At 63.3% G+C, this 22,916-nt stretch carries 24 protein-coding genes; 10 read left to right on the top strand and 14 right to left on the bottom strand.

Translation table 11 applies throughout. The annotated features are described in order from the left end of the window. The 4 genes from BQ8482_RS32405 to rpsU form a co-directional block, all read right to left on the bottom strand. Window positions 1-1,486: MFS transporter (locus tag BQ8482_RS32405; protein ID WP_244603086.1), on the bottom strand; the 1,486-nt coding region annotated here is incomplete at its 3' end. A 297-nt stretch (window positions 1,487-1,783) separates the two neighbouring features. Next, window positions 1,784-2,257, bottom strand: coding sequence for a DUF992 domain-containing protein (locus BQ8482_RS32400; protein ID WP_123151260.1), 474 nt, complete (start codon window positions 2,255-2,257; stop codon window positions 1,784-1,786). 165 nt (window positions 2,258-2,422) lie between these two features. Then, window positions 2,423-3,262: a tetratricopeptide repeat protein gene (locus tag BQ8482_RS32395; RefSeq protein WP_123151259.1), complete on the bottom strand. Its 840-nt coding sequence runs from the start codon at window positions 3,260-3,262 to the stop codon at window positions 2,423-2,425. A gap of 165 nt (window positions 3,263-3,427) precedes the next feature. Then, complete coding sequence (gene rpsU, locus BQ8482_RS32390) at window positions 3,428-3,700, bottom strand: 30S ribosomal protein S21 (protein ID WP_023675331.1); 273 nt, start codon at window positions 3,698-3,700, stop codon at window positions 3,428-3,430. A 406-nt stretch (window positions 3,701-4,106) separates the two neighbouring features. On the opposite strand from rpsU, the gene BQ8482_RS32385 reads away from it, so the two are divergent. Together BQ8482_RS32385 and BQ8482_RS32380 are read left to right on the top strand one after the other, a co-directional pair. Then, window positions 4,107-4,616 carry a YciE/YciF ferroxidase family protein gene (locus BQ8482_RS32385; RefSeq protein WP_123151258.1) on the top strand — a complete coding sequence of 170 codons (510 nt, stop codon included), beginning with the start codon at window positions 4,107-4,109 and terminating at the stop codon, window positions 4,614-4,616. Beyond that, the gene (locus tag BQ8482_RS32380; protein WP_123151257.1) at window positions 4,603-5,046 is read left to right on the top strand and encodes a DUF6766 family protein; all 444 of its coding nucleotides are present in this window, start codon (window positions 4,603-4,605) and stop codon (window positions 5,044-5,046) included. Before BQ8482_RS32385 ends, BQ8482_RS32380 begins: the two co-directional genes overlap by 14 nt. Window positions 5,047-5,133: 87 nt before the next feature. Here BQ8482_RS32380 and BQ8482_RS32375 read toward each other — a convergent pair whose 3' ends face one another. Then, on the bottom strand, window positions 5,134-5,520 hold the full coding sequence (locus tag BQ8482_RS32375; protein WP_123151256.1) for an SET domain-containing protein: 387 nt from the start codon (window positions 5,518-5,520) through the stop codon (window positions 5,134-5,136). Between the two features lie 109 nt (window positions 5,521-5,629). Then, complete coding sequence (locus BQ8482_RS32370) at window positions 5,630-6,388, bottom strand: SDR family oxidoreductase (RefSeq protein ID WP_123151255.1); 759 nt, start codon at window positions 6,386-6,388, stop codon at window positions 5,630-5,632. A gap of 263 nt (window positions 6,389-6,651) precedes the next feature. On the opposite strand from BQ8482_RS32370, the gene BQ8482_RS32365 reads away from it, so the two are divergent. From BQ8482_RS32365 to BQ8482_RS32345, 5 genes are all read left to right on the top strand, one after another. Then, window positions 6,652-7,905 carry a sarcosine oxidase subunit beta gene (locus BQ8482_RS32365; protein ID WP_123151276.1) on the top strand — a complete coding sequence of 418 codons (1,254 nt, stop codon included), beginning with the start codon at window positions 6,652-6,654 and terminating at the stop codon, window positions 7,903-7,905. 85 nt (window positions 7,906-7,990) lie between these two features. After that, the gene (locus tag BQ8482_RS32360; RefSeq protein ID WP_123151254.1) at window positions 7,991-8,287 is read left to right on the top strand and encodes a sarcosine oxidase subunit delta; all 297 of its coding nucleotides are present in this window, start codon (window positions 7,991-7,993) and stop codon (window positions 8,285-8,287) included. Beyond that, window positions 8,284-11,283 carry a sarcosine oxidase subunit alpha gene (locus BQ8482_RS32355; RefSeq protein WP_123151253.1) on the top strand — a complete coding sequence of 1,000 codons (3,000 nt, stop codon included), beginning with the start codon at window positions 8,284-8,286 and terminating at the stop codon, window positions 11,281-11,283. The genes BQ8482_RS32360 and BQ8482_RS32355 overlap by 4 nt, the downstream gene beginning before the upstream one ends. Next, complete coding sequence (locus tag BQ8482_RS32350; protein ID WP_123151252.1) at window positions 11,276-11,857, top strand: sarcosine oxidase subunit gamma; 582 nt, start codon at window positions 11,276-11,278, stop codon at window positions 11,855-11,857. Before BQ8482_RS32355 ends, BQ8482_RS32350 begins: the two co-directional genes overlap by 8 nt. A gap of 50 nt (window positions 11,858-11,907) precedes the next feature. Continuing rightward, the gene (locus BQ8482_RS32345) at window positions 11,908-12,138 is read left to right on the top strand and encodes a hypothetical protein (protein ID WP_123151275.1); all 231 of its coding nucleotides are present in this window, start codon (window positions 11,908-11,910) and stop codon (window positions 12,136-12,138) included. An 84-nt stretch (window positions 12,139-12,222) separates the two neighbouring features. On the opposite strand, the gene BQ8482_RS32340 is transcribed toward BQ8482_RS32345, so the two are convergent. From BQ8482_RS32340 to BQ8482_RS32325, 4 genes are all read right to left on the bottom strand, one after another. Further along, window positions 12,223-12,462, bottom strand: coding sequence for a DUF680 domain-containing protein (locus BQ8482_RS32340; protein ID WP_123151251.1), 240 nt, complete (start codon window positions 12,460-12,462; stop codon window positions 12,223-12,225). A 222-nt stretch (window positions 12,463-12,684) separates the two neighbouring features. Then, window positions 12,685-13,332, bottom strand: coding sequence for a TetR/AcrR family transcriptional regulator (locus tag BQ8482_RS32335; RefSeq protein WP_123151250.1), 648 nt, complete (start codon window positions 13,330-13,332; stop codon window positions 12,685-12,687). 178 nt (window positions 13,333-13,510) lie between these two features. Next, window positions 13,511-14,005, bottom strand: coding sequence for a MaoC family dehydratase (locus BQ8482_RS32330; RefSeq protein WP_029348059.1), 495 nt, complete (start codon window positions 14,003-14,005; stop codon window positions 13,511-13,513). Between the two features lie 20 nt (window positions 14,006-14,025). Further along, window positions 14,026-14,841 carry an SDR family oxidoreductase gene (locus BQ8482_RS32325; RefSeq protein ID WP_123151249.1) on the bottom strand — a complete coding sequence of 272 codons (816 nt, stop codon included), beginning with the start codon at window positions 14,839-14,841 and terminating at the stop codon, window positions 14,026-14,028. Between the two features lie 189 nt (window positions 14,842-15,030). Here BQ8482_RS32325 and BQ8482_RS32320 point away from each other — a divergent pair, with 189 nt between their 5' ends. Further along, window positions 15,031-15,294, top strand: a complete 264-nt coding sequence (locus tag BQ8482_RS32320; protein WP_123151248.1) for a DUF4258 domain-containing protein — start codon at window positions 15,031-15,033, stop codon at window positions 15,292-15,294. Continuing rightward, window positions 15,291-15,482 (top strand): DUF2283 domain-containing protein, encoded by a 192-nt coding sequence (locus BQ8482_RS32315; RefSeq protein ID WP_123151247.1) that lies wholly within the window; start codon window positions 15,291-15,293, stop codon window positions 15,480-15,482. Before BQ8482_RS32320 ends, BQ8482_RS32315 begins: the two co-directional genes overlap by 4 nt. Window positions 15,483-15,489: 7 nt before the next feature. Here the strand turns inward: BQ8482_RS32315 and BQ8482_RS32310 are convergent, their stop codons facing one another. From BQ8482_RS32310 to BQ8482_RS32300, 3 genes are all read right to left on the bottom strand, one after another. Further along, a complete protein-coding gene (locus BQ8482_RS32310; RefSeq protein ID WP_123151246.1) occupies window positions 15,490-18,621 on the bottom strand; it encodes an efflux RND transporter permease subunit in 3,132 nt (1,043 codons plus the stop codon). Continuing rightward, complete coding sequence (locus tag BQ8482_RS32305; RefSeq protein WP_123151245.1) at window positions 18,621-19,775, bottom strand: efflux RND transporter periplasmic adaptor subunit; 1,155 nt, start codon at window positions 19,773-19,775, stop codon at window positions 18,621-18,623. The genes BQ8482_RS32310 and BQ8482_RS32305 overlap by 1 nt, the downstream gene beginning before the upstream one ends. A 254-nt stretch (window positions 19,776-20,029) precedes the next feature. Then, entirely contained in the window at window positions 20,030-20,890 is an 861-nt protein-coding gene (locus BQ8482_RS32300; protein WP_244603084.1) for a LysR family transcriptional regulator, read from the bottom strand. Window positions 20,891-21,024: 134 nt separating this feature from the next. On the opposite strand from BQ8482_RS32300, the gene BQ8482_RS32295 reads away from it, so the two are divergent. After that, window positions 21,025-21,804, top strand: coding sequence for an alpha/beta fold hydrolase (locus tag BQ8482_RS32295; protein WP_123151244.1), 780 nt, complete (start codon window positions 21,025-21,027; stop codon window positions 21,802-21,804). 207 nt (window positions 21,805-22,011) lie between these two features. On the opposite strand, the gene BQ8482_RS32290 is transcribed toward BQ8482_RS32295, so the two are convergent. Then, complete coding sequence (locus BQ8482_RS32290; protein WP_123151243.1) at window positions 22,012-22,440, bottom strand: CBS domain-containing protein; 429 nt, start codon at window positions 22,438-22,440, stop codon at window positions 22,012-22,014. Window positions 22,441-22,916: the final 476 nt, after the last annotated feature.

Below are 22,916 nucleotides of genomic sequence, written 5' to 3'. Positions count from 1 at the left end.
CCTTCGCGCCCCCCTCTGCCCTGCCGGGCATCTCCCCCACGAGGGGGGAGATTGGCAGCTCCGCCGGCCGTGGGGCTGGCGGCCCCGAGATCCTCAGGGCTGCAAGGCATCCCAGAATCCCGAGCGGCACGAAGGCGAGGAACAGCCAGGTGGCGACGTTCGCGGCCGCCTCACGGTTGAGGCCTTCGGAAAAGCCGCTGGCGTTGGCGACGATGCCGGTCAACGCGGCACCGACCGCGTAGCCGATGCGCTGCATCGTCGGCACGGCGGCGGAGGCGATCGTTTGTTCGCCGTCCCTAGCCGATGCCACGATCACGCGTGTAACGAAGGGCCAGGCAATGCCGAAGCCGCCGCCTTGCAGCAAAGCGCAAAACAGGATCAGCGGAATCGAACCTGCCGGCACGGCGTAGGCGAAACCGGCGATGCCGGCCGCGATCATCAGTGCGCCGCCGGTGATGATCAGCCTCTCGCGTTCCGGCGGCGCATTGGCGACGAGGATCGACAGGATCGACCAGGCGATCGATTCGGCGGCGATGATATAGCCGGTGGTCAGGATCGGAATACCGTGCAGGCTGGTCAGAAGCAGCGGACCGTAGACGGCGAAGGAACAGGTCGCCACCGAAAAGGCAGCGACCACGGTCATGCCTGCGCCGACCGGCGAGCGCCAGGAGAACAGCCGCGACGGAAACAGCCGCGAGCCCGGCTTCAGCGCGTCGATGCGGATGAACAGTGCAAGCCCGATCAGGCCGAGCGTAAGCAGCAGGGACGAGCGCAGCAGGGCAATGTCGACACCGGCCGTGGCGATCAGCACGACGCTGACGGCCAGGCAGCCGAGCGCGGCAAAAGGGAACGGCGGCGCCGTTCCAGTGATCGCCTGCGGCCTGGTTGCCTCAGGCGTGTCGAGCACGATGAAGCTCGCCAGCGCCATGGCCGTGCCGCCGACCGTGAAGATACCGAAAGCCCAACGCCAGGAGAGCAACTCGGTCATCAACGCACCGAGCACCGGCCCGCTGAAGGCGGCGACGCCCCAGATCGCCGACATGACACCGAAAAGCTGCGGCCAGATGGCGCGTGGAAACAGCCGTTCGACCGAGACGAAGGCCAGCGACACCAGCGCGCCGCCGCCAAGCCCCTCGATCAGGCGGCCGGTCAGGAACAGCGGCATGGAGGGCGCGATGGCGCAGACCAGGGCACCGGCGGCATAGAGCAGGGCGGCGACCACCATGTTGGTGCGCAGCGCGACATAGCTCACCAGCCGTCCGGCGGCGGCGCCGGCGACGATGGCGCCGAGCTCGTAGATCGCCAGCGACCAGCCGACCAGCTGAACGCCGGCGAGTTCGCCGACCATGGCCGGCATCACCGTTGCCACCATGGTTTCGTTGGTGGCGTGCAGCAGGATGCCGAGGCTGATGAAGCAAAAGCGCGCCAGATCGCCGCTCGCCCACAGCGCGCGCCAATCGACCCTGTTTGTGCTGGTTTCGGTCACCCCGCCCTCCGAACTTTCTTATACGCCGATTCAAAAATGGTGGAGCGCTCTTCGTCTCCAACGGGCACGCGGCGCTTCGGGGACGGGTTGTAGAACCTCAACCGCAGTTGAGCTCAAGCGGTTTTTTGCGGGTGCGCTGAGATGCTGATGAACGCGGGAAGTCAGGGTGATCGAAGGTTGATGCCGGCGGCGATCATGGCGTCAGCGATGATCATCGTTGGCATGGCGGTTTTCCAAAAATCATGCGGCGCGGAACAGTCCAATCCTGTTCCGCGCCGCAGAGCCACGCTATGGCGCTTATTTGAACGAGTGGATCAGCTCCAGTGAGGTGACGGCGACGGCCAGGTTGACACCGGTCTGCGCCTGTACGTTGAGAGGCTGCAGCGAGAAGGCGCTGTTCAGTCCGCCGACCAGAAGGTTGGCGCCGCCACCGGTCACCAGGCTGGCCTCGGCGTTGACGCCATAATAGCTGCCGGCAAGATCGCCGGAATTACGATCGCGGGTGGCCGCCAGAACTGCCCATATCAATTCGCCCTGGTACGTCCTGCCGACGTCGACGCCGAGCTTGGAAATGACCCCGGTATAGGCTTCGGGGGGACCGCCATGATGAGGGCGAAAGGTGCAGGCCACGCCTTTGTTGGATGTGACGATGTAGCCGGTGCCGCCGTCGATGGTGCAGTCGAGCACGCCAAGCTCCAGCCTGCCCGCGCTGGCAGGGGCAGCAAGCACCGTGGCGGCGAGGGCGGCGGCACAGGCGAGTTTCTTGATCATGGGAGGGGTCCTTTTCGCGAATTGCCTTGAACAACGGCTGAACACCCCGAGCGTTCCGCCGAAAACTTGGCGCGATCAAGGCGAGCGTCAATGCACAGTCATTGAAGGTTTCGAAGGCATGCCAAACGGCAGGCCTGCCATATCAGGCCGAAACGCCGCCGTCGGTCAGCCGGTGCTGGTGCGCGCCAGGCCGTCCCTGGCCGGCTGGTAGGTGGGGTTGAGGCGCACCGCCTCGCGGTAGGATTTTGCCGCCTTGGCCTTGTCGCCGCGCCGCTCGTAGATCAGCGCCTGGTTGGACCAGGCCTCGGCATTCTTGCCGTCGAGCTTGATCGCCATGTTGATGTCGGCGAAGGCATTGTCCTCATCGTTCATGGCGAGGTAGGAGAGGCCGCGGCCATTGTAGGGTTCGGCGGCGTCCGGCGCCAGCGAGATGGCGGTCGAGAAATCCTCGATGGCGAAAGCGTGCTGGCCCTGGCTCTGATAGATCAGGCCGCGATTGTGATAGGCGCGCGCATCTGTCGTGTCGAGCTGGATCGCCTTCTGGAAATCGTTGAACGCTTCCTGGATGCGGCCGGCTTTGCGGTAGAGATTGCCGCGGCCGATATAGGCGGCGTCATAGTCGGGATTGATCTGGATCGAGCGGTTGTAGTCGGCAAGCGCGGCCGCCTGGTCGCCGAGGAAGCGCTGGATGAGAGCGCGATTCGAATAGGCCTGGTAGAAATTCGGATTGAGCTGGATGGCGGTGTTGAAGTCCTTGAGCGCCGCCTGATACTGGCCGCCGCGGCCATAGGCCGAGCCGCGCACATTGTAGCCTTCCGGATCCTGGGGACTGCGCTGGATAACGGCCGACAGCGAGGAGATGTTCTCGGCCGACCCTTGTGCCTTGTCGATGTTGGTGAATTCGCCGGTCGGGGCTGTCTGGCAGCCGGCGAGCGCCAATAGCAGGGCTGCCGTCAGGGCGAAGCCGCGCATTGCGGTTCTGCGCTCCACGCTTGTTGCATTCATGTCTGCTCTGTCCTCACTGCCCGCCGCGCCGTCAGGTCTGTTCCCTCTCCGAACCGGCCGTCTCCGAACCGGCCCTCTCCGAACTGGTCGAATTCAACAAAAAGGTGGCGGCGATTACGCATCGCGCCACCTTGGGTATCCTTCGAAAAGGACGAAAAATTGGCGTCAGAACCGCGGCGGACGCGGAGCACCTGCACCAGCAGCACCAGCCGCCACCGGGCGCGGCGTCATCGGCAGCAGGCCTTCGCGCTGGGCGCGCTTGCGGGCCAGCTTACGGGCGCGGCGAACGGCTTCCGCCTTTTCGCGGGCGCGCTTCTCCGAAGGCTTCTCATAATGTCCGCGCATCTTCATTTCGCGGAAGATGCCTTCGCGCTGCATCTTTTTCTTGAGCGCGCGAAGCGCTTGATCAACATTGTTGTCGCGAACGAGTACCTGCACGGGCAATCCTGTCTTTCGGGTTTGTTAACAACAGGCAAGGGGCCATAGTCGCTTGCCTCCGCGGCGGTCTACACCACGAATTGTGGCGGCTGATAGCAGAATCATGCTGCTCTGTCCACTGCCGAAACGAAAAACCCGCCTCAGCGGCGGGTCGTCGGCGCAAATCAGCACCGTGGGCAGATCAATAGCATAACTGCCGTCACAAAGCAAGGAATTACGACCTCTGGTAGTAGATTCGCCTGCTCGGGGCTCTCCGCACCGATGAGCGATCGTTGGCGTTTTCTTCGCCACCGATAAATTCTGGCTGCCCCAATTCGGCAGAACGCTCCGCCCGGCTCTATCAACGAAGGAACCAACCTCGTTCCCCAATGGTTGTTGCGGCGAAACAAGCACAGGGGAAAGCCCGATGTCAGGCACCCGTGAATGGCTCGTCCAATGGCTCAAGGACGCGCATGCGATGGAGGAGCAGGCCGAAACCATGCTGAACGGACAGCTGAGCCGGCTGGAGAGTTATCCCGAGCTCAGTAAGCGCATTAGCCTGCACCTCGATGAGACGAAGGGACATGCCGCGCGCCTCGGAACCTGCCTCGAAAGATTGGGCGAAGATGCATCCGCGCTGAAGGACGCCGGCGGCAAGCTGCTGGCGATGGCGCAATCCCTAAGCGGCGTCTTCGCCGACGACGAGGTGATGAAAGGTTCACTGGCGAGCTACACCTTCGAGCATATGGAGATTGCCTCCTACACGATCCTCATCGCAACCGCCGAGTCCCTCGGCGAAACGGAGATCGCCCGGGCCTGCGAACAAAATCTGCGTGAAGAGGAGGTGATGGCCGAGTGGCTGAAAAACAAGCTGCCCGCGACTACGGGGCAGTTCCTGGCTCGCTCGGCGTCGGACAGCGACAATGCCAAGCGGTAACGACAGCAGGCCTGCGGGCAATGTGAAACGACCTTCGGTGTGGCGCGCCTACAGCTACGCCTGGATCACGCTCGGCTTCTTCATCATTTCGCTTGTCGGCCACTGGGTTTTCGGCTGGTTCGCCTATCTCGACGAGCAGCGAGCGCTTGGCCAACCGCCTGAGTTCGGCGGCTATCTGATCGAGATGAGCCGCGACACGCTCGAGAACTGGCAGTCGGAATTCCTGCAGCTGCTCTGGCAGGTCGGTGGCCTGGCGTTCCTGCTCTTCGTCGGATCGCCGCAATCGAAGGAGAGTACCGACCGTATGGAGGCCAAGATCGACGCGCTTCTCAGGCTTGTCGATCCGACGAAAGGCCAGGAGGCGATTCGGGAGCTGGACCTGCAGTACGACGGCCGCCACACCGACGAGCCGCATTCTCACCGGAACTAGGGCTGGAAACGTGGCCTGGAGCCGGTCGTCGACCCGGGCCGTTTTATGGTCAGCATTCGCAACAGAGCAAGCGGACAGGCGCTTCCTCTATGCCGTGGCCAAATGAAGCCGCCCGAAATCCTCGAAGAACTCGCCATAGTCGCAGGTTATCTCCTCGCCCGCCGCTATGTCGCGGATCGCGGTTGCCCCGCCATACTGCGAAAAATCCGTGTTTGGCCTTTCGGAATGGTTCATGAAGCGGCCGTTGTCGACTTCATAGACCATGAATCCGGGCCGGTCCGGGCTTGGATAGGCATATCTGTCGAGTAATTCCCTGAGGTGGGGCGGCGCCGTCTTATATTTTTCCATCGGGATCAGCCGGTCGAAATCCGGATCGAGCCGCCAGATCGACGCTCCCTTCCTGATCGGCTCGGCGGCGAACACGCCGACGCCCTCGATTGCGCTCGCGGCGATGTAGGTCCTGATCAGCAGCATGTTTTAGGCCCGTCTTCGAACAAAAGTGTCCGAAGAAATCGCCAAATCGCGCTGGAAAGCAAGACCGCTTTTGCGAGATTGCGGCTCGCTCGCCCACGCGGGAAACGCCTCACGTCCGGCTGATCGAGACACCGCCATCGGCAAACAGCGCGGTTCCGGTGGTGAAGCTCGATGCATCCGACGCCAGATAGAGCGCCGAGCGGGCGATCTCTTCAGGCTCGGCAACGCGCTTCAAGGCATGCAGGTTTTCGACGAACGCTCGCGATTCAGGTGTCTTGAACGTTGCCGAAGGCGTGTCGGTGCCGCCCGGCAGCAGTGCGTTGACCCGCACGCCTTTCGCGCCATACTCGGCGGCAAGCACCTGCGTCAATCCGATCAGCCCTGCCTTGCTTGCGGCATAGCTGGTCATGCCGGGCATGCCGACGGTATGGCCGACGAAGGTCGAGGTGAAGATCAGCGATCCGCCGCCGCGATCGATCATCGCCGGCACCTGGTATTTCGCGCCGAGAAAGGCGCTGGTGAGATTGGTATCGAGCGTCTCGCGCCAGCCCTCCAGCGAAAGCTCGGATATCGGACCCATCTTGCCGACCGAGCCGGCATTGTTGAAGGCGATATCCAGCCCGCCGAATTTCTCGACCGCCAGCTCGACAAGGGCTTTCGCATAGGCTTCGTCGCGGACATCGCCGGCAAGAGCGATGGCGGTGCCGTCGGCGTCTTCGATTTCGGCAACGAGTGCATCCAGCTCTGCCTGGCGGCGGGCAGCGACGACCACCTTGGCGCCAGCCTCGGCAAACACCTTGGCCGTGGCGCGGCCGATGCCAGAGCTGGCGCCGGTGACGATGGCGACTTTGTTGGCGAGTGCGAGCATTTTTGCATCCTTTTCTTTCGCGCCAGCTTTGCCGGCAATCGGGATGTTGATCGCAGGTCGAGGCGGTGCGAGCCACCCGATACCTGCGAAGGCGTCCGGATGCGTCGTTCGGTTCGTTGCTTCGACAGGTCTTTTTGGCCATGGCGCAAAACGGCAAGCGCCGTCGCAAACAGCGCAAGGCTGGCAGCGCGGTTTCGCTAGTGATACACCTCGCGCGCCGGGGCTCGATTGGATGTCCGGCCGCTATCTGCGAGGCTGGAACGTTGAAGAAATATTCGGTATTCGCCATCGCCCGCGAGGCCATGCGCGGCCACAAGGGCTGGGAGGAACAGTGGTCCTCGCCGGAGCCGAAGAAGGAGTACGACGTCATCATCGTCGGCGCCGGCGGCCATGGCCTGGCCACCGCCTACTATCTGGCAACGGTGCACGGCGTCACCAATGTCGCGGTGCTGGAAAAGGGTTGGCTCGGCGGTGGCAACACCGGCCGCAACACCACCATCATCCGCTCCAACTACCTCTATGACGAGAGCGCTGGAATTTACGACCATGCGCTGAAGCTGTGGGACGGGCTCAGCCAGGAGCTCAACTACAACGTCATGTATTCGCCGCGCGGCGTCATGATGCTGGCGCACAATATGCACGACATCCAGGTTTTGAAACGCCACGTCCATGCCAACCGGCTGAACGGCATCGACAATGAATGGCTGACGCCGGAAGCCGCCAGGGAGTTCTGCCCGCCGCTCAACATTTCGCGCGATGCCCGCTATCCGGTGATGGGCGCCACCCTGCAGCGTCGCGGCGGCACCGCGCGGCACGATGCGGTAGCCTGGGGCTATGCGCGCGGCGCCTCGGCGCGCGGCGTCCACATCATCCAGAATTGCGAAGTCACCGGCGTCAAGCGGGCGCCGAATGGCGCGGTCACCGGCGTCGAGACGACGCGCGGCTTCATCGGCGCCAAGAAGGTCGGCGTCGTTGCCGCCGGGCATTCGTCCGTCATCATGAACATGGCCGGCGTGCGCATGCCGCTGGAAAGCTATCCGCTGCAGGCGCTGGTGTCGGAGCCGGTCAAGCCGGTCTTCCCCTGCGTGGTGATGTCGAACACGGTGCACGCCTATATCTCGCAGTCCGACAAGGGCGAACTGGTCATCGGCGCCGGCACCGACCAGTATATCTCCTATTCGCAGACCGGCGGCCTGCACATATTGCAGCACACGCTCGACGCCATCTGCGAGATGTTCCCGATGTTCACGCGCATGAAGATGCTGCGCTCGTGGGGCGGCATCGTCGACGTGACGCCCGACCGCTCGCCGATCCTGGCCAAGACGCCGGTGCCCGGCCTCTATGTAAATTGCGGCTGGGGCACCGGCGGCTTCAAGGCAACGCCCGGCTCGGGCCATGTCTTTGCCCACACCATCGCCAGGGACGATCCGCATCCGATCAACGCGCCCTTCACCATCGAGCGCTTCCGCACCGGTCGCCTCATCGACGAGGCGGCAGCGGCAGCGGTGGCACACTGATGATGGCCGCTGTCGCCATGGGCCAGAGGCTTTGCGATCAACCGGCCGGCGCCCGCGTCGGCCACGGCGAATTGTAGGAACAACCATGCTTCTCATCCGCTGCCCCTATTGCGAGGAAGAGCGTCCGGAACTCGAATTCCGCAACGCCGGCGAGGCGCATATCGCGCGTTCGGCTAACATGGCCGGCGAGAGCGATGACGACTTCGAAAAGTTCTTCTTCATCCGCTCGAACCCCAAAGGCATCATCTATGAGCGCTGGCGGCACATGCATGGCTGCGCGCGGTTCTTCAATGCCGTGCGCGACACCGTCAGCGACAGGTTCCTGATGACCTACAAGGCCGGCGAACCCAAGCCGGCGAAGCTGCCGGGAGCCGCCAAATGATCGCAGCGTTCCGCATTCCAGGCGCCGGGCGCCTCAAGCAGGCAGAGACGACCCGCTTCAGCTTCGACGGCCAGTCCTATGCCGGTGTCGAGGGCGATACGCTGGCCTCGGCGCTGCTCGCCAACGGCGTCCATCTGGTCGGCCGCTCGTTCAAATACCACCGACCACGCGGCTTCCTGTCCGCTGGGGCGGAAGAGCCCAATGCGCTGGTCGAGATCAAGCGCGACTCCGCCAGGAAGACACCAAATGTCCGCGCCACCGTGCAGGAGCTCTATGACGGGCTGACGGCACAGTCACAGAACCGCTGGCCGTCGCTTTCCTTCGACGTCAGTGCGGTCGGCGACATCGCCTCGCCGCTGCTATCGGCCGGCTTCTACTACAAGACGTTCATGTGGCCGAAGTCCGCCTGGAAAAATCTCTACGAGCCCAAGATCCGTGCCGCCGCCGGCCTCGGCGTCGCCCCCGACCAGCCGGATCCCGACCATTATTCGGCGCGCTTTGCCCATTGCGACGTGCTGGTGCTGGGCGGTGGTGCTGCCGGCATCGCCGCCGCACTTGCCGCGGCCGAAACCGGCGTGCGCGTGCTCCTTGCCGACGAGCAGGCGGATTTCGGCGGCAGCCTGCATTTCGAGAGCGGTGCCAGGATCGACGGCCAGGACGGTTTTGCCTGGGCGCAAGGTGCAGTCGCCAAGCTCAAGGCGATGGACAATGTCCGCGTGCTGTCCCGCACCACGGCCTTCGGCTATTACGCGCAGAATTTCGTCGGGCTGGTCGAGCGCGTCAGCGATCATCTGCAGAACCCCGGCCGCGACCTGCCGCGCGAGCGGCTGTGGCAGGTTCGCGCCAAACGCGTGGTGCTGGCGACCGGCGCCATCGAGCGGCACATGGTGTTTGCCGACAACGACCGGCCCGGCATCATGCTGGCGTCAGCGGCGCGCATCTATCTCAACCATTACGGCGTCGCGGTCGGCAGGAATGTCGGCGTCTATACGGCCAATGATTCCGCCTATGCGGCGGCGATCGACCTGAAGAAGGCGGGCGTCGGCGTGGCGGCGATAGTCGACCTGCGCGACAACCCGACCGGGTCGGTGATCGACGAGGCGAGGGCGCTCGGCATCGAGGTCAATTTCGGCCGCGCGGTGATCCGCGCCGCCGGCAAATTGCGCGTCTCATCGATGACGGTGCAGCCGAAGAATGGCGGCGGCGAACGCACCATCCCGGTCGACGCGATCCTGATGTCGGCCGGCTGGACACCGTCTGTGCATCTGTTCTCGCAGTCGCGCGGCAAGGTTGCCTTCAACGACGAAACCAAGCGCTTCGTGCCTGGCACCTATGCGCAGGACTGCGTCTCGGTCGGCGCCTGCAACGGCACCGACGGCCTGTCGGCGACGATTGACGAGGCCTATGCGGCAGGCGCCAAGGCGGCCAAGGATGCGGGCGTCAAGGATGCCGGCGCCAAGGGTACGAAGCCGAAGGTCGACGCCAGCGAAAGCTGGTCGCGCGGCATGCTTGGTGCGGCGCCTGGCGCCGGGCCGGACACGACGGTCAAGGCCTTTGTCGATTTCCAGAACGACGTCACCGCCAAGGACATCCGCCAGGCGGTGCATGAGGGCATGCGCTCGATCGAGCATGTCAAGCGCTTCACCACCAATGGCATGGCGACCGACCAGGGCAAAACTTCGAATATGCATGGCCTGGCCATTGCCGCCGAGACGCTGGGCAAGCCGATCCCGCAAGTCGGGCTGACGACGTTCCGGGCACCCTATACGCCGGTCACCTTCGGTTCGATCGTTGGGCACGCGCGGGGTCCGCTCTTCGACCCGACCCGCAAGACGGCGATCCATCCCTGGGCCGAGGCTCAAGGTGCGGTGTTCGAGGATGTCGGCCAATGGAAGCGCGCCTGGTATTTTCCGAAGGCGGGCGAGGACATGCACGCCGCCGTCGATCGTGAGTGTGTCACTGTCCGCAAGACGGCCGGCCTGTTCGACGCCTCGACGCTGGGCAAGATCGAGGTGGTCGGGCCGGATGCGGCCAAATTCATGGAACTGCTCTACACCAATCCGTGGGAGAAACTGGAGCCCGGCCGCTGCCGCTATGGCATCATGCTGCGCGAGGACGGTTTCATCTATGACGACGGTGTGGTTGGAAGACTGGCGCCGGACCGTTTCCATGTGACGACGACGACGGGCGGTGCGCCGCGCGTCATGAACCATATGGAGGATTACCTCCAGACCGAGTTCCCGCATCTCAATGTCTGGCTGACCTCGATCACTGAGCAATGGGCGGTGATCGCCGTGCAGGGACCGAAGTCCCGGGAGATCATCGCGCCGCTGGTCGATGGCATCGACATGTCGGACGGGGCGCTGCCGCATATGTCGGTGCGCGAGGGCAGGATTTGCGGCGTGCCGACAAGGTTGTTCCGCATGTCGTTCACCGGCGAGCGCGGCTTCGAGGTCAACGTGCCGGCCGACTACGGCCAGGCCGTCTGGGAAGCGCTGTGGGCCGAGGGCCAGAAGCATGGCGCCGGCGCCTACGGCACCGAGGCGATGCACGTGCTGCGTGCGGAAAAGGGCTACATCATCGTCGGCCAGGACACCGACGGCACGGTGACGCCAAACGACGCCGGGCTCGACTGGGCCGTCGGCAAGAAGAAGACCGATTTCGTCGGCATTCGTGGCATGGCGCGGCCGGATCTTGTCGCCAAGGGCCGCAAGCACCTGGTCGGCCTGAAGACCAAAGACCCTAAGGTGGTGCTGGAAGAAGGCGCGCAGATCGTCGGCGATCCGAAGCAGGCGATCCCGATGACCATGATCGGCCATGTCACATCGAGCTACTGGTCGGAAAATTGCGGTCGCTCGATCGCGCTGGCCCTGGTTGCCGGCGGCCGCGACCGGATGGGTGAGACGCTTTACGTGCCGATGCCCAACGGGACGATCGAGGTGGAGGTCACCGGCATGGTGTTCTTCGACGAGAAGGGGGAGCGCCTCAATGGCTAAGGCTGCCGCGAAGAAATCTGCAGCCGCTGCGCCGTCGGTCGAACGCCGGCCGGCTTCCGCCGGTCAGGAGCTTTCCGCAACCGGCGTCGCACTTGCTGTGTTGCCACCGGCGGAGCGCATTTCGCTGCGCGCGCCGGACGCCTCGGTCGCGCCGCTTTCGAAGACGCTCGGCGTGACCCTGCCGCGAAAGCCCAAAACCTCGGCGGCGAAGGCCGGGCGTACGGCGTTGTGGGTTGGGCCAGACGAATGGCTGGTCATCGATGAGGTGGGAAGAGACCCGCTCGCCGACTGCGCCGAGGTGACAGTGCTGCATTCTGCGGTCGGCATCTCGCATCGCAACGTCGCCATATCGGTCACCGGCCCGGCAGCGGCGGCGACGATCAATTCAGGCTGCCCGCAGGATCTGTCGCTCGACGCCTTTCCGGTCGGCGCGGCGTCGCGCACCATTCTGGGCAAGGTCGAAATCGTGCTGCTGCGCACCGCGACCGACGCGTTCCGCGTTGAATGCTGGCGTTCCTTTTCCGATTATGTCTTTACTTTCCTGTCGGAGGCGGCAGGCGACGCAGCGGCTTAGGAATACTCGCTGCGCTCGGCTGTTGCCGGAGCAGCCGAGGGAGAATGTCGATGCCGTCGAAATCCGCGCCGAATCCACCGGTCCAGAAGACGCCGGCTGTGCGCTCGTTCGAACACGAGCAGCACCAAGAACCAAACATTGAAGAGGAACTCGAGGAAGGGCTCGAGGATACGTTTCCGGCCAGCGATCCGGTGTCGATCACCGGCACTTCTATTTCCGGCGCGCCCGCAAGGCCCGGCAAGGCCAAGATCGTGGCCGGAAGGAAGAAGCGCAGGAAATAACTTCCATCGGGCTCCGGCGGAGCCGGGCTGAAATGGCCACGAAAACGGGCGGTCAGGTTTCCTACCGCCCATTTGTTTTGAACCTCAGAACGTGCTGGGCACGATCCACGGATTGATGTCGATGCCGAGCCGCGGGTCCTTGTTTTCAGTCGAGCCATTGCGAGTGGCTGAGCCTGACTTTTCGACCGATCCGGTCGCGCTGCAATCGAGCTCGATGTTGGTGTCGGCGCAGGCCGCAGCTTGCTTGCCGGGCTGGCTCTCGCCGGCGAAGGCCGCGCCCGAGAATGCCAGGACGGCCACGAGGGCGAAGATCGGCTTTTTCATTGTTTGTCTCCGGTTCAACCGCTGATTCTTTTCCGTACATGTACGATACGACGTACATATACGTCCGACCATCGCGGGGTTCAAGTCAGAAGTCGTACATGTACGAACAATTTTATTTGAATGTTGGGAATCGCATCGCGCCAGCACGCGACGAGTTGCGCACGCGGCGCCGTTCACCCGTGCCGTACACGATCTTCAGGTACCCGAAACCGAAGGAACCCTTCAGCAGCAGTTGACCGGCGTGTCGGTCAGCGGCGGCACGTCCTGGGTGGCCAGCGCGGCAAGCGTGAAGTCGCACATCCGCTTGACGAAAGCCTGCTGGTCGCCGAACGGATAGAAAGGAAAGGTAATCAGCAGCGAGATCGTGCCGTGACCGACCGCCCATAGCATGGTGGCGATGGCGCGCGGATCGCCCTTCAGCCTGCCGGCGGCAACGCAGGCCTCGACCCTATTGATCAGCACTTTCATCAACGGGTTGCCCTCCTGCATCTCGGCGAAGGTCCTGCCTTCCGGAGGCTTGACCTTTTCGGTCATGAACACTGTGCGATACTCATTGGGGTTGCCAAGGCCGAAAGCCGCGTACTCGGTCATCACCACCTGCAGCGCCTCGATCGGATCGTCGGCCGGGTGATCCTCGATACGCTTTGCCAGAGTCTCGAACGCATCCTCGGCCAGCGCGAACAGAATGTCCTGCTTGTCGGCAAAATAGGAATAGACTGACATCGGCGCATAGCCGACACGCTTGGCCAGCTTCCGGATGGTGAGGCCTTCATAGCCTTCTTCCTGGACGAGCTTGTGCGCGGCGTCGACAAGTTCGGAGCGCAGTTCGGCCTTTTGTTTCTCGCGGCGTGTCTGGGCACTAAGCGGCAATTTTCGCCTGCCTTCTGTTAGTGGCTGGCTAAACTATATACGCTGTACGGAATCGGACAAGGCTGCCAAATCAAGCATTGGCAAATCGGCGTCGCAGCACTGCGATTGGGGATACCGCGCCGTGCATGCAGGACGGCCGGCACTTTGAGATCATCTCTGCCAAGGCTCGTTGAGCCGTTCAAGCCGCTTCTGGCTGGCGTTCGATCAATGTCAGCGTCAGCCAGCGCGCGGTCAGCGCCGGCTTTTTCGAGCCCTCGATCTCGATCGTCACGTCATGCGCGGTCTGCACCCAGCCCGACGGCCTGACCTTGACGTCGGCCAGCACGAAACGGGTGCGGATGCGCGCGCCGGTCTTCACCGGCGCCAGGAAGCGCAGCGAATCAAAACCATGGTTGACGCCCATCTTGCTGTTTTCGAGCGGCGGCATGGTCTCGAAGGTCATCGCCGATAAAAGCGAAAGCGACAGAAAACCATGCGCGATGGTGCCGCCGAACGGCGTCTCGCGCTTGGCGCGCTCCGGGTCGCAATGGATGAACTGGTGGTCGTCGGTGGCATCGGCGAACTGGTCGATCATGCGCTGCGAGACCACCCGCCACGGCGACACGCCGACCTCCTTGCCGACGCTGGCCAGAAGCACATCGAGACTGATCGGTTCCACGCTGATGTCCTCCATTTCAACCGTCCGGAGCGGCTTCATTCCTTGAACAGTGTCAGCCCATGCTGCACCGACTGCCCGCCATCGATCGGCAGGATGGCGCCGGTGACATAGCTGCCGGCACGGCTGCACAAATAGAGCGTTGCGCCGGCAATGTCATCCGGCGCGCCGATGCGGCCGATCGGAACGTGGCCACCGATATGCTTGGCCTGGTCCTCGGTCGCGGTGGCGAAGGCGGTCATCCGGCTCTGGAAGGGACCGGGGGCGAACGCGTTGACGGTGATGCGGCGGGCGGCGAACTCGACCGCCAAGGTGCGCGTCAGATGGTGAACAGCAGCCTTCGAGGCGGAGTAGGAGTAGGCGTCGTCGGCCAATGGCTGCGTGCCCATCACCGAACCCAGATTGATCACCCGGGCCGGATCGGCATCGCTGGCGGCGGCGTCGAGCAGCGGCAGAAGCTCGCGCGTCAGATGGAAGACGGCGGTGACGTTGACGCCGAACACCTTGGCCCAGCCATGGTAGGGGAAGCTTTCCAGCGGCGCGCCCCAGGAAACGCCGGCATTGTTGACCAGGATGTTCAGCCGCTCGGTCCGCGCCTTGACCTCATCGACCAGCGCTGCGATGCCAGCTTCGCTGGAGACATCGCCGGCAAAGCCTTCGGCCCGGCCGGAGCCGCCGAGGCCGTTCAGTTCGCCGGCAACCCTGATGCAATCCTCGCCCTTGCGCGAGGCGATCATCACGGTTGCGCCGGCCCTGACCAAAGCGGTTGCAGCCATGCGGCCGATGCCGGTCGCAGCCCCGGTCACCAGCGCGGTCTTGCCGGCCACCGAAAACAGCTCGTCCAGATAGCTCATTGCAATTTCCTCAGGATAATTCCCTCGCTCCTGCCCCCTTGTCCAGACGAAATGGCTCGCGTTGACAAGGCTTCCCGAAGTACGATCATTCCTTGCCACGGGTAAAGTGCCTAAACCGAGGCGATGGGGCGCGTGTTGGCTGACTGGCCGGGCCCGGCGGCACGGTGTTGATCGGGATATGGCTGCGGAATGATTGCGAAACGCCCGCTGCTGTACACCAACCATGCCGAGACAGTCATTCGTGAACGTTCGCTCGACAAACGCTGGATCGAACGAGCTGTGTGGGAACCGGATTGGCAAGCGGCGGATGTGAAAGACACCTCGGTGATACGTCTGTACAAGCGGGTGCCCGAAAATGGCAATCGCATCCTGCGCATCGTCTGTGTGGTAACGCCTGAGGAAATCCGTATACTGTCTGTCTACTTCGATCGCGGGGCGAGAAGGCCGAAATGACACTCAAACTCGAATATGACCCGGAAGCTAATGCTGCCTACATCCGTTTTTCCTCGGAAGCGATTCAGGAAAGCGAGGAAGTTTCCGCAGGCATAGTCCTCGACTATGATGCTGAGGGTCACATCGTCGGCATGGAGGTGCTGGATGCCCGAGAACACCTTCCCGCCGCGATGTTGAAGGCTGCCTGACCCGAACCTACTCCGCCGGGTCGACATTGGTGTAGGCGGCTTCCTCGAGCTCGCGCTTCAGCCGCGATGCCTCTTCCACCTTCGGCGTGACGAAGCGGCCGAGCAGGAGATAGGCGACCGGCGTCAGGAACAGCGTCGACACGGTGGCCAAACCCAGGCCGCCGACGATCACCCAGCCGAGCGCGATGCGCGCCTCGGCGCCGGCGCCGCTCGCCAGCACCAGCGGCACACCGCCGAGCACGGTGCAGATCATCGTCATCACCACCGGCCGCAGCCGGATGGTGGAGGCCTGCTCGATCGCCTCGCGCACGCCGAGCCCGCGGTCGCGCAACTGATTGGCGAACTCGACGATCAGAATGCCATTCTTGGCCATCACGCCGACCAGCAGCACCAGGCCGATCTGGCTGTAGGCGTTGAGGCTGGTGCCGCTGAGCAAAAGGGCAAAGATCGCGCAGGCAAGACCGAGCGGCACCGTCGCCATGATGATGACCGCGCTGACGAAGCTCTCGAACTGTGCGGCGAGCACCAAAAGAATGATGACCAGCGAGAAGCCGAAGATGGTGATCATGGCGCTGTTGGTCTCACCCAGCGTCGCCGCCTCGGCCAACGGAACGATGCGGCTGCCCGGCGGCAGAAGCGGTGTGGCGATTGCCTCGGCGCGGGTCAGCGCCTGGCCGAGTGCGAAATCGCCGCTGAGGTTGGAGGTGATCGCCACCGACGGCTGCTGCTGCTCGCGGGTCAGCGAGGGCGGCACGGCGCGCTCGGTCAAAGTGGCGATGGTCGACATCGGCACGAAGCGGCCGTCGGCCGTCTTCAGGAAGATGTTCTCCAAATCGGTCGGATCGTTGATCGGGTTGGTCGTCGAGACGAGCTTCACCCCGTAGCTGCGGTCGGCGATATAGACGTCGACGACATCATTGCCGTCGAGCATGGCCTGGGAGGTATCGGCAAGCCCGGTAATGTCGATGCCGAGGTCGGAAGCGCGCTCGCGGTCGATGGCGACGGAAAGTTGGGGTTGCGTCGGGTCGACGGAGAGCCGCGGCGACTGGAAGCGGGGATCCTTCTGCATCTCGGCGATGATCTTTACCGCAGCGTCGCCGAGCGCCGCACGGTTGTTGCCGACCAGCGCGAACTGCAGGCCGTTGCCGGCGCCGCGAATACCGAGGCTGTTGGGCTGTATCGGAAAGACGCGCACGCTCGGCACCTGCCGGGTGAGCCGGCTGATGTCGGCCATGATCTGCTGCTGGCTGCGGTCGCGCTCGTCCCATGGCGCCAGCGTCATCACCATGAAGCCGGCGTTGTAGGCGCCGTTCCGGCCGGCGCTCTCGAAGGTGTTGCGGATTTCGCCGGAATCGCGCAGCGGCTGGATCAGTTTTTCGATCTTCTGCATCTGCTGCGTCGTGTAGTCGAGGCTGACGCCTTGCGGCGCGTCGACGCGCATGAGCACGACGGCACGATCCTCGGTCGGCGTCAGTTCCTGGCGAATCGTGCCGAACAGCGTGAAGGCGGTGGCTCCAAACAGCAGCGCGACCAGGAGCACGATCCACGGCGCATCGAGGCAGGTGCGCAGGCAGCGCCGGTAGAGCCTGTTCAGCGCGCCGCCGATGCGGGCGCCGATGCCGCTGCCGCCTTCGTGATGAAGCGGCGCGACCGACAGCATGCGCGAGGCAAGCATCGGACAAAAGGTCAGCGCCACGACGGCGGACAGAAGCACCGATATTGCGAGGACGAAGCCGAATTCGCGAAACAGGCCGCCGGTCTGGCCGGGCAGGAAGGAGATCGGCACGAACACGGCGACCAGCGTCAGCGTCGTGGCGATGACGGCGAAGAACACTTCCTGGGCGCCAAGCACGGCCGCGGCGCGTGGCCCCATGCCTTCGTTGCGTCGTCGCACGATATTTTCCAAAACGACGATGGCGTCATCGACGACCAGGCCCGTCGCCAGCACCAGGGCGAGCAGCGTCAATATGTTGACCGAGAAGCCGGCGAGATAGATGGCGGCGATCGTCCCGATCATGGCGACCGGCATCGCAAGCCCCGGAATGAGCGTCGCGCGCCAGTCGAGGAGAAACACGTAGATGACGATCAGCACGATGGAGACGGACAGGCCGAGTGCGATTTCGACTTCATGCACCGCGCCGTTGACGAAGACCGCATCGTCGCTGGTGACCTTGATCGACATGCCCTGGGGCAGATCCGCCTGCAGCGTGGCGACCGCGGCCCTGACGCCGGTCGAAATATCCAGCGTGTTCGATTCCGCCTGGCGGATGATGCCGAGACCGATGCCGGTCTTGCCGTTCGAACGCAATGTGGTCTGGCCGATGTCGGGGCCGAGCGTGACGGTGGCGACGTCGCGGATGCGGGTCGTGCCGCCGATGATGATGTTTTCGAACTCCTCCGGCGTGGTCACGTCCGCCGTCGGACGCACGATCAGGTCCTGGTTGGTCGTGGTGATCGAACCGGCTGGCGAATCGAAAGCGACCGAAGCCAGCGCTGTCCTCAGGTCGGCGACGGTGAAGCCCAGGCTGGCAAGTTTGTTCTGGTCGACATCGATGCGGAAGATCTTGTCGCGGTCGCCATAGACCTGGACGTCGGCAACGCCGGGCACGGCGGCAAGCTCGTCCTCGATCTGGTCCTGGACTAGCACCGTCATGTCCTGCACCGACATGGTGTCGGAGGTGACAGCCAGCCGCATCACCGGCTCGGAATTGGCGTCGGCCTTGACAATGCGCGGCGCATCCGCCGTGTCAGGCATCTGGTCGACGACGCGGCCAACGCCATCGCGCACATCGGAGGCGGCGACGTCGAGGTCGACGCCGTCGTTGAATTCGATGGTGACGCGGCTCGTGCCGAAGGACGAGGTGGACGAGATCGACTTCACACCGGAGACGCGGGCGACCGCGCCCTCAATCACGTCGGTCAATTCGCGGTCGACGGTCTCGGCCGCAGCGCCTTCAAAGGTCGTGTTAACGGTGACGACGGCGCGATCGACATCAGGCAGTTCGCGGACCTCGACACCGTAGAAGGCAGCAAGGCCGGCGACCGCGATCAGCGTGTTCAAGACCAAGGCCATCACCGGCCTGCGGATGAACAGCGCGGTGAAACCTGTGTCGCCGGCGGCGTTGTTGGTTGCGGTCATCAGCCGTCGGCGTCCGCGGCGCGCTGTTCTTCGCCGGCGATGCGGACCTCGCCGCCTTCGCTGACGCTCTGGGTGCCTTCGGTCACCACCATGTCGCCGCTGACGATCGGGGCGTCGATCAGCACGGTCTCGCTGTTGCGCTGGATGATGCGCACGGCCACCCGCTTGGCCTTGCCGTCCACGATGGCCCAGATATAGGCGCCGTCCGAACCCCACTGGATCGCCAGCGGACTGACCGCCGGATAGCTGTCGCCGGGGAATTTCATGGAGATCTGGAAGGACATGCCGGCACGCAGCGAATCGGCCGGGTTGGCGATCTTTGCCTTGACCAGGAGGGTACGGCTGGCTTCATCGATGTGGTTGTCGATAGCGGAAACCGTACCGGTATAGGCTTTGTTGGGATTGGCAATCGGCGTCGCCGACAATTGCGCGCCGATCTTGACGGCGGCGGCGAAGCGCTCCGGCACCCAGAATTCGACCAGTATGCTGGAGCGGTCGTCGAGGGTGGCGACCGCCGACTGGCTGGTCACATAGTTGCCGGCGGCAATCGGCAGGATGCCGACGACACCGGCGATTGGTGCGACGATCGAGCGGCGCTGCAAGGCCAGTTCCGCATCGCGAAGCGCCAGCTTGGCATTGGCCAGCACCACTTCGGCATCGGCAACGGCGACCGCTGTCGCAGCGTTGGAAGCCCGCAGCGATTTGACCCGGACGAGCTTGGCCTGCGCGTCCTGCAAAGCAACTTTGGCGCGGTCCTGTGCGATCACCTCGGTGTCGGAATCGAGGGTGGCGATCACCTGCCCCTTTTCGACATGCGCGCCGGACTCGACCAGGAATTCTACGAGGCGGCCGGAACTGTAGGGATTGACCGTCACCGAGGCGTTGGCGCGGCCGGTGCCGATCGCCTGCAGGCGATCGTTGATGATGGCGGCGGACGCCGGCAATGCAACGATAGTCACCCGCTGGCCGGCGGCGTTGCGGCTGCCTGCTTGCCCGGCGTTATCGACGGCGCCCGTTGGTGGCGTTGCAGCATAAGCCCAGTCGATGCCCCAGCGCGCCAGCACATCCGGCGCGCCTGGAAAAAAGCGAACCCAGGCGGCCGCAGCCGCGACGAGGATCACAAGTGCAAATACGATCTGTTTCCAGGTGGCCATCGGCGCTCCGGTTGGCAAATATACCGCCTACGGTTCCCAAGGTGAAGTAGACGCGACGGCACACTCCGACACGCAGGATGACTCGTCGATATCAAAGCTTTATGGCAATTCTCCCGCTCGCTTGCACATTAAATCGGCGTAACGTTGGTAGGGCTACGCTTGAGTCAAACTGGATCGGACGGCTTCAGATGTGGCTCCCTTTGCTGTCAATCCTCTTCAAGTCGAGCCGCGGAATGAGGAAGTCCAAGAATGCTTTAACCTTGGGCGGCTGAACGCCGCCTCCTGGCCGGATCGCATAGAGGGTCGGTTCGGGTCCCTGCCCACTCGGGTAGGACACGAACCAGTCTTCCAGCCGCAACGTCCGACTTGACGCGCACATGGTTGGTCATGAACAGGCCAACTCCCTCCAGCAGGAACCCGTGAAGAGCCTCTGGATCGCTGGCGACGGCCACTGCTCGTACTTTGAACTGGGACCGCTCGCCGCCGCTCGACAGGGGCCATTCTACAGCCGGACGATTGAAATAGAACTCTGTCAACAGACAGGCATGTTCCGTCAGCTCCGATGGATGCTGCGGCGTCCCCGCACGTTCCAGGTAGGTCGGGGCTCCATAGATACCCATCGGCAATGCGCCGAGCCGCCGAGCCGTGAGCGTGGAATCGGGCAGGGTGCCTTCCTGGAGCCGGAAAGCGATGTCTATGTCCTTGGCGACGAGGTCGACGACCTCGTGCCCAAGAAGCAATTGCGGGAACACCTCTGGATAGAAGCGGCGAAACTCGGTGAGCAGCGGAGCGAGGACGCGAGTTGCCAGCCAGTACGAGGCTGTAATCCGAAGCCACCCGCGCGGATGTTGCTGCAACTCCGCCACTGCGTTCTCCGCATCCTCCAGATTCTTCACGACTCGCTCGCAGTGCTGGAAATATACCGCTCCCGCTTCAGTCAGCTTCAGGCTGCGCGTTGTCCGATTCAGCAGTTGTGTCCGCAGTCTGGATTCCAGCTCCTGCACCTTTCGGCTGACCCGTGTCTTCGGCACCTTGAGCACGCGCGCAGCCGCTGTGAAACTCCCTTCCTGCACCACCTTTACGAAAGCGACCGTATCGCTGAAGTCGCGCAGCATATGGGTCCTCCAGCAAATTCGGATTGTCTCTCATTTTGAGACACTGATGTCCGAATCCGCTCGATAATCAAGCCACATCCTTGGGGTAGATCATGATTGTCCTATCAACAGCAAAATCCAACTGGAGAATTACCATGATCGAATCCCGAGCGATCGCCGTCGGTGCGCTGACGCTTTCGGCAACTGCTGCCGACGCACAGAGCGCGCCGCTCCGCAACATCGTTCTCGTCCACGGCGCATTTGCCGACGGAACTGGATGGCGGGGCGTCTACGACCAACTGACAAGTCGTGGCTATAAAGTCTCGATCGTCCAGAACCCGCTCACGTCGTTCGAAGACGATGTAGCCGCAACGCGTCGCGTGCTCGCCCGGCAGGATGGGCCAGCCATTCTCGTCGGTCATTCCTACGGCGGCACGGTAATTACAGAAGCCGGCAACGCTGCCAATGTCGCGGGCCTCGTCTATGTCGCCGCCTTCGCGCCGGAGGTCGGTCAATCCACGCTGGACCAATATGCCGAGGTTCCTCCGCCGCCGAACTTTCAGCCTGACGTGCAGCCCGATGGCTTCGCATTCCTGAAAACTGAGACGTTTAAGGCCGGCTTTGCTGGGGACACCGACAATGCCGACGCCGCATTCCTGCGCGACTCCCAGGTGCCGATCGCTATGAAGGCACTTGAGGCCAAGGTGACGACGGCGGCGTGGAAGACCAAGCCAAGTTGGTACGTTGTCGCGACTGAGGACGGCGCTATTGCGCCCGAACTGCTTCGGAGCACCGCCGATCGTATTGGAGCGGTCACGACCGAGGTCAAGGGCAGCCATGTGGTGTTCCTTACGCAGCCACAGGCTGTAGCCGACGTCATCGAACAGGCTGCCAAGGGTGTGGTGCTGGGCGATACCGCGGTGGCACCGAACTGACATCGCCCAACCGTAGCTCTGAGTTACGGCCAAGAGCGCAAGCGGGAAACGTGCAAGATACTGGTGCAGCCGGGAGGGTCATCGACGCTCCCGGGCAATATGACAGGAAGGTCTGATTTAGGGCCCGGTCGAGCCGTCGCTTTGAGGCGCGACAGCGCTAATGCGGGCCGCTGAACTCAGTCCGATCTCGCCTGCCGGGCAACACGCTTACGTCGCGTGTGCGCCGCCGGGTACGACCACGCCGGACATCGCGATACCGACGGTTGCCGGATCTTCCTTCAGCGCCGCATCCGCGAGCGAGACCACGCCCACCAGGCGCTTGTCGCGGTTGAGGACGGGCAACCGCCTGACCTGGATATCACCCATGTTCTGGACGACGTGCTCGATATCTTCGTCCTCGAAGCAGTATTTGACATCCTTGGTCATCACGTCGCGGACCGTCGCGTGGCCGTCCTTGCCTTCGGCGACCGCACGCACGACGATGTCACGGTCGGTGATCGTTCCGACGAGTCGGTCGTTTTCTCCGACGGGGAGGAATCCGACATCGTCAACCGCCATTCGTTTCGCGATTTTCTGCAGTGACTCGTCAGGACTGGCGAGATGGACGTTGGGGGTCATTATCTCAGCGACTTTCATGGTGAATCTCCCTGTTTGCGCCCAGAACGGCACCAGCGCTCTGCGGTCGCCGACCGATATTGGTCTGAAGGACTTATTGAGGGCCTCAGGCCTGTCGCGCTGCGACGCTCGCTCGGCGGTCCCGTTCTTCGCTGATGGAACTAACAGCCGGGCCGAATGGTTCCAGCCATGATCCTTGAATTTTCCTGTTTTGTTCCCATATAAGCTCCCACGCCGGAGACGGCTCCGCCGCATGGGGACAGGTGAGCTCCTGGTCCCGTGCGGTTCAAATTTTCATGGTGAGAACCTTCGGATCTTGGCGATCCAGCCGGTCTACCGGAAGTTGTCCAGCCCGGAGACATAGGTAACAAATCGTACCTAAGACATGGTGTAGTGCACCCCGATTCTGAGACACGAGAAGGGTAACAGTTCTCCGTAAAAAAGACGGAAATGGTTGTTGACACTTTGGACGGGTGCCGACTATATACGCCTCACCA

The organism is Mesorhizobium delmotii, assembly GCF_900149755.1.
Lineage (GTDB): Bacteria > Pseudomonadota > Alphaproteobacteria > Rhizobiales > Rhizobiaceae > Mesorhizobium > Mesorhizobium delmotii.
The sequence above is the reverse complement of the archived record's forward strand: the minus strand, read 5'-3'. Positions and strand labels throughout refer to the sequence as shown.

Coding starts and splice junctions, on each gene's coding strand:
- BQ8482_RS32320 (WP_123151248.1), top strand. CDS start 15,031: ATGATTGCGAAACGCCCGCTGCTGTACACCAACCATGCCGAGACAGTC.
- BQ8482_RS32305 (WP_123151245.1), bottom strand. CDS start 19,775: ATGGCCACCTGGAAACAGATCGTATTTGCACTTGTGATCCTCGTCGCG.
- BQ8482_RS32300 (WP_244603084.1), bottom strand. CDS start 20,890: ATGCTGCGCGACTTCAGCGATACGGTCGCTTTCGTAAAGGTGGTGCAG.
- BQ8482_RS32395 (WP_123151259.1), bottom strand. CDS start 3,262: ATGAATGCAACAAGCGTGGAGCGCAGAACCGCAATGCGCGGCTTCGCC.
- BQ8482_RS32385 (WP_123151258.1), top strand. CDS start 4,107: ATGTCAGGCACCCGTGAATGGCTCGTCCAATGGCTCAAGGACGCGCAT.
- BQ8482_RS32295 (WP_123151244.1), top strand. CDS start 21,025: ATGATCGAATCCCGAGCGATCGCCGTCGGTGCGCTGACGCTTTCGGCA.
- BQ8482_RS32380 (WP_123151257.1), top strand. CDS start 4,603: ATGCCAAGCGGTAACGACAGCAGGCCTGCGGGCAATGTGAAACGACCT.
- BQ8482_RS32310 (WP_123151246.1), bottom strand. CDS start 18,621: ATGACCGCAACCAACAACGCCGCCGGCGACACAGGTTTCACCGCGCTG.
- BQ8482_RS32330 (WP_029348059.1), bottom strand. CDS start 14,005: ATGGAGGACATCAGCGTGGAACCGATCAGTCTCGATGTGCTTCTGGCC.
- BQ8482_RS32375 (WP_123151256.1), bottom strand. CDS start 5,520: ATGCTGCTGATCAGGACCTACATCGCCGCGAGCGCAATCGAGGGCGTC.
- BQ8482_RS32325 (WP_123151249.1), bottom strand. CDS start 14,841: ATGAGCTATCTGGACGAGCTGTTTTCGGTGGCCGGCAAGACCGCGCTG.
- BQ8482_RS32350 (WP_123151252.1), top strand. CDS start 11,276: ATGGCTAAGGCTGCCGCGAAGAAATCTGCAGCCGCTGCGCCGTCGGTC.
- BQ8482_RS32360 (WP_123151254.1), top strand. CDS start 7,991: ATGCTTCTCATCCGCTGCCCCTATTGCGAGGAAGAGCGTCCGGAACTC.
- BQ8482_RS32290 (WP_123151243.1), bottom strand. CDS start 22,440: ATGAAAGTCGCTGAGATAATGACCCCCAACGTCCATCTCGCCAGTCCT.
- BQ8482_RS32345 (WP_123151275.1), top strand. CDS start 11,908: ATGCCGTCGAAATCCGCGCCGAATCCACCGGTCCAGAAGACGCCGGCT.
- BQ8482_RS32400 (WP_123151260.1), bottom strand. CDS start 2,257: ATGATCAAGAAACTCGCCTGTGCCGCCGCCCTCGCCGCCACGGTGCTT.
- BQ8482_RS32355 (WP_123151253.1), top strand. CDS start 8,284: ATGATCGCAGCGTTCCGCATTCCAGGCGCCGGGCGCCTCAAGCAGGCA.
- BQ8482_RS32370 (WP_123151255.1), bottom strand. CDS start 6,388: ATGCTCGCACTCGCCAACAAAGTCGCCATCGTCACCGGCGCCAGCTCT.
- BQ8482_RS32340 (WP_123151251.1), bottom strand. CDS start 12,462: ATGAAAAAGCCGATCTTCGCCCTCGTGGCCGTCCTGGCATTCTCGGGC.
- BQ8482_RS32315 (WP_123151247.1), top strand. CDS start 15,291: ATGACACTCAAACTCGAATATGACCCGGAAGCTAATGCTGCCTACATC.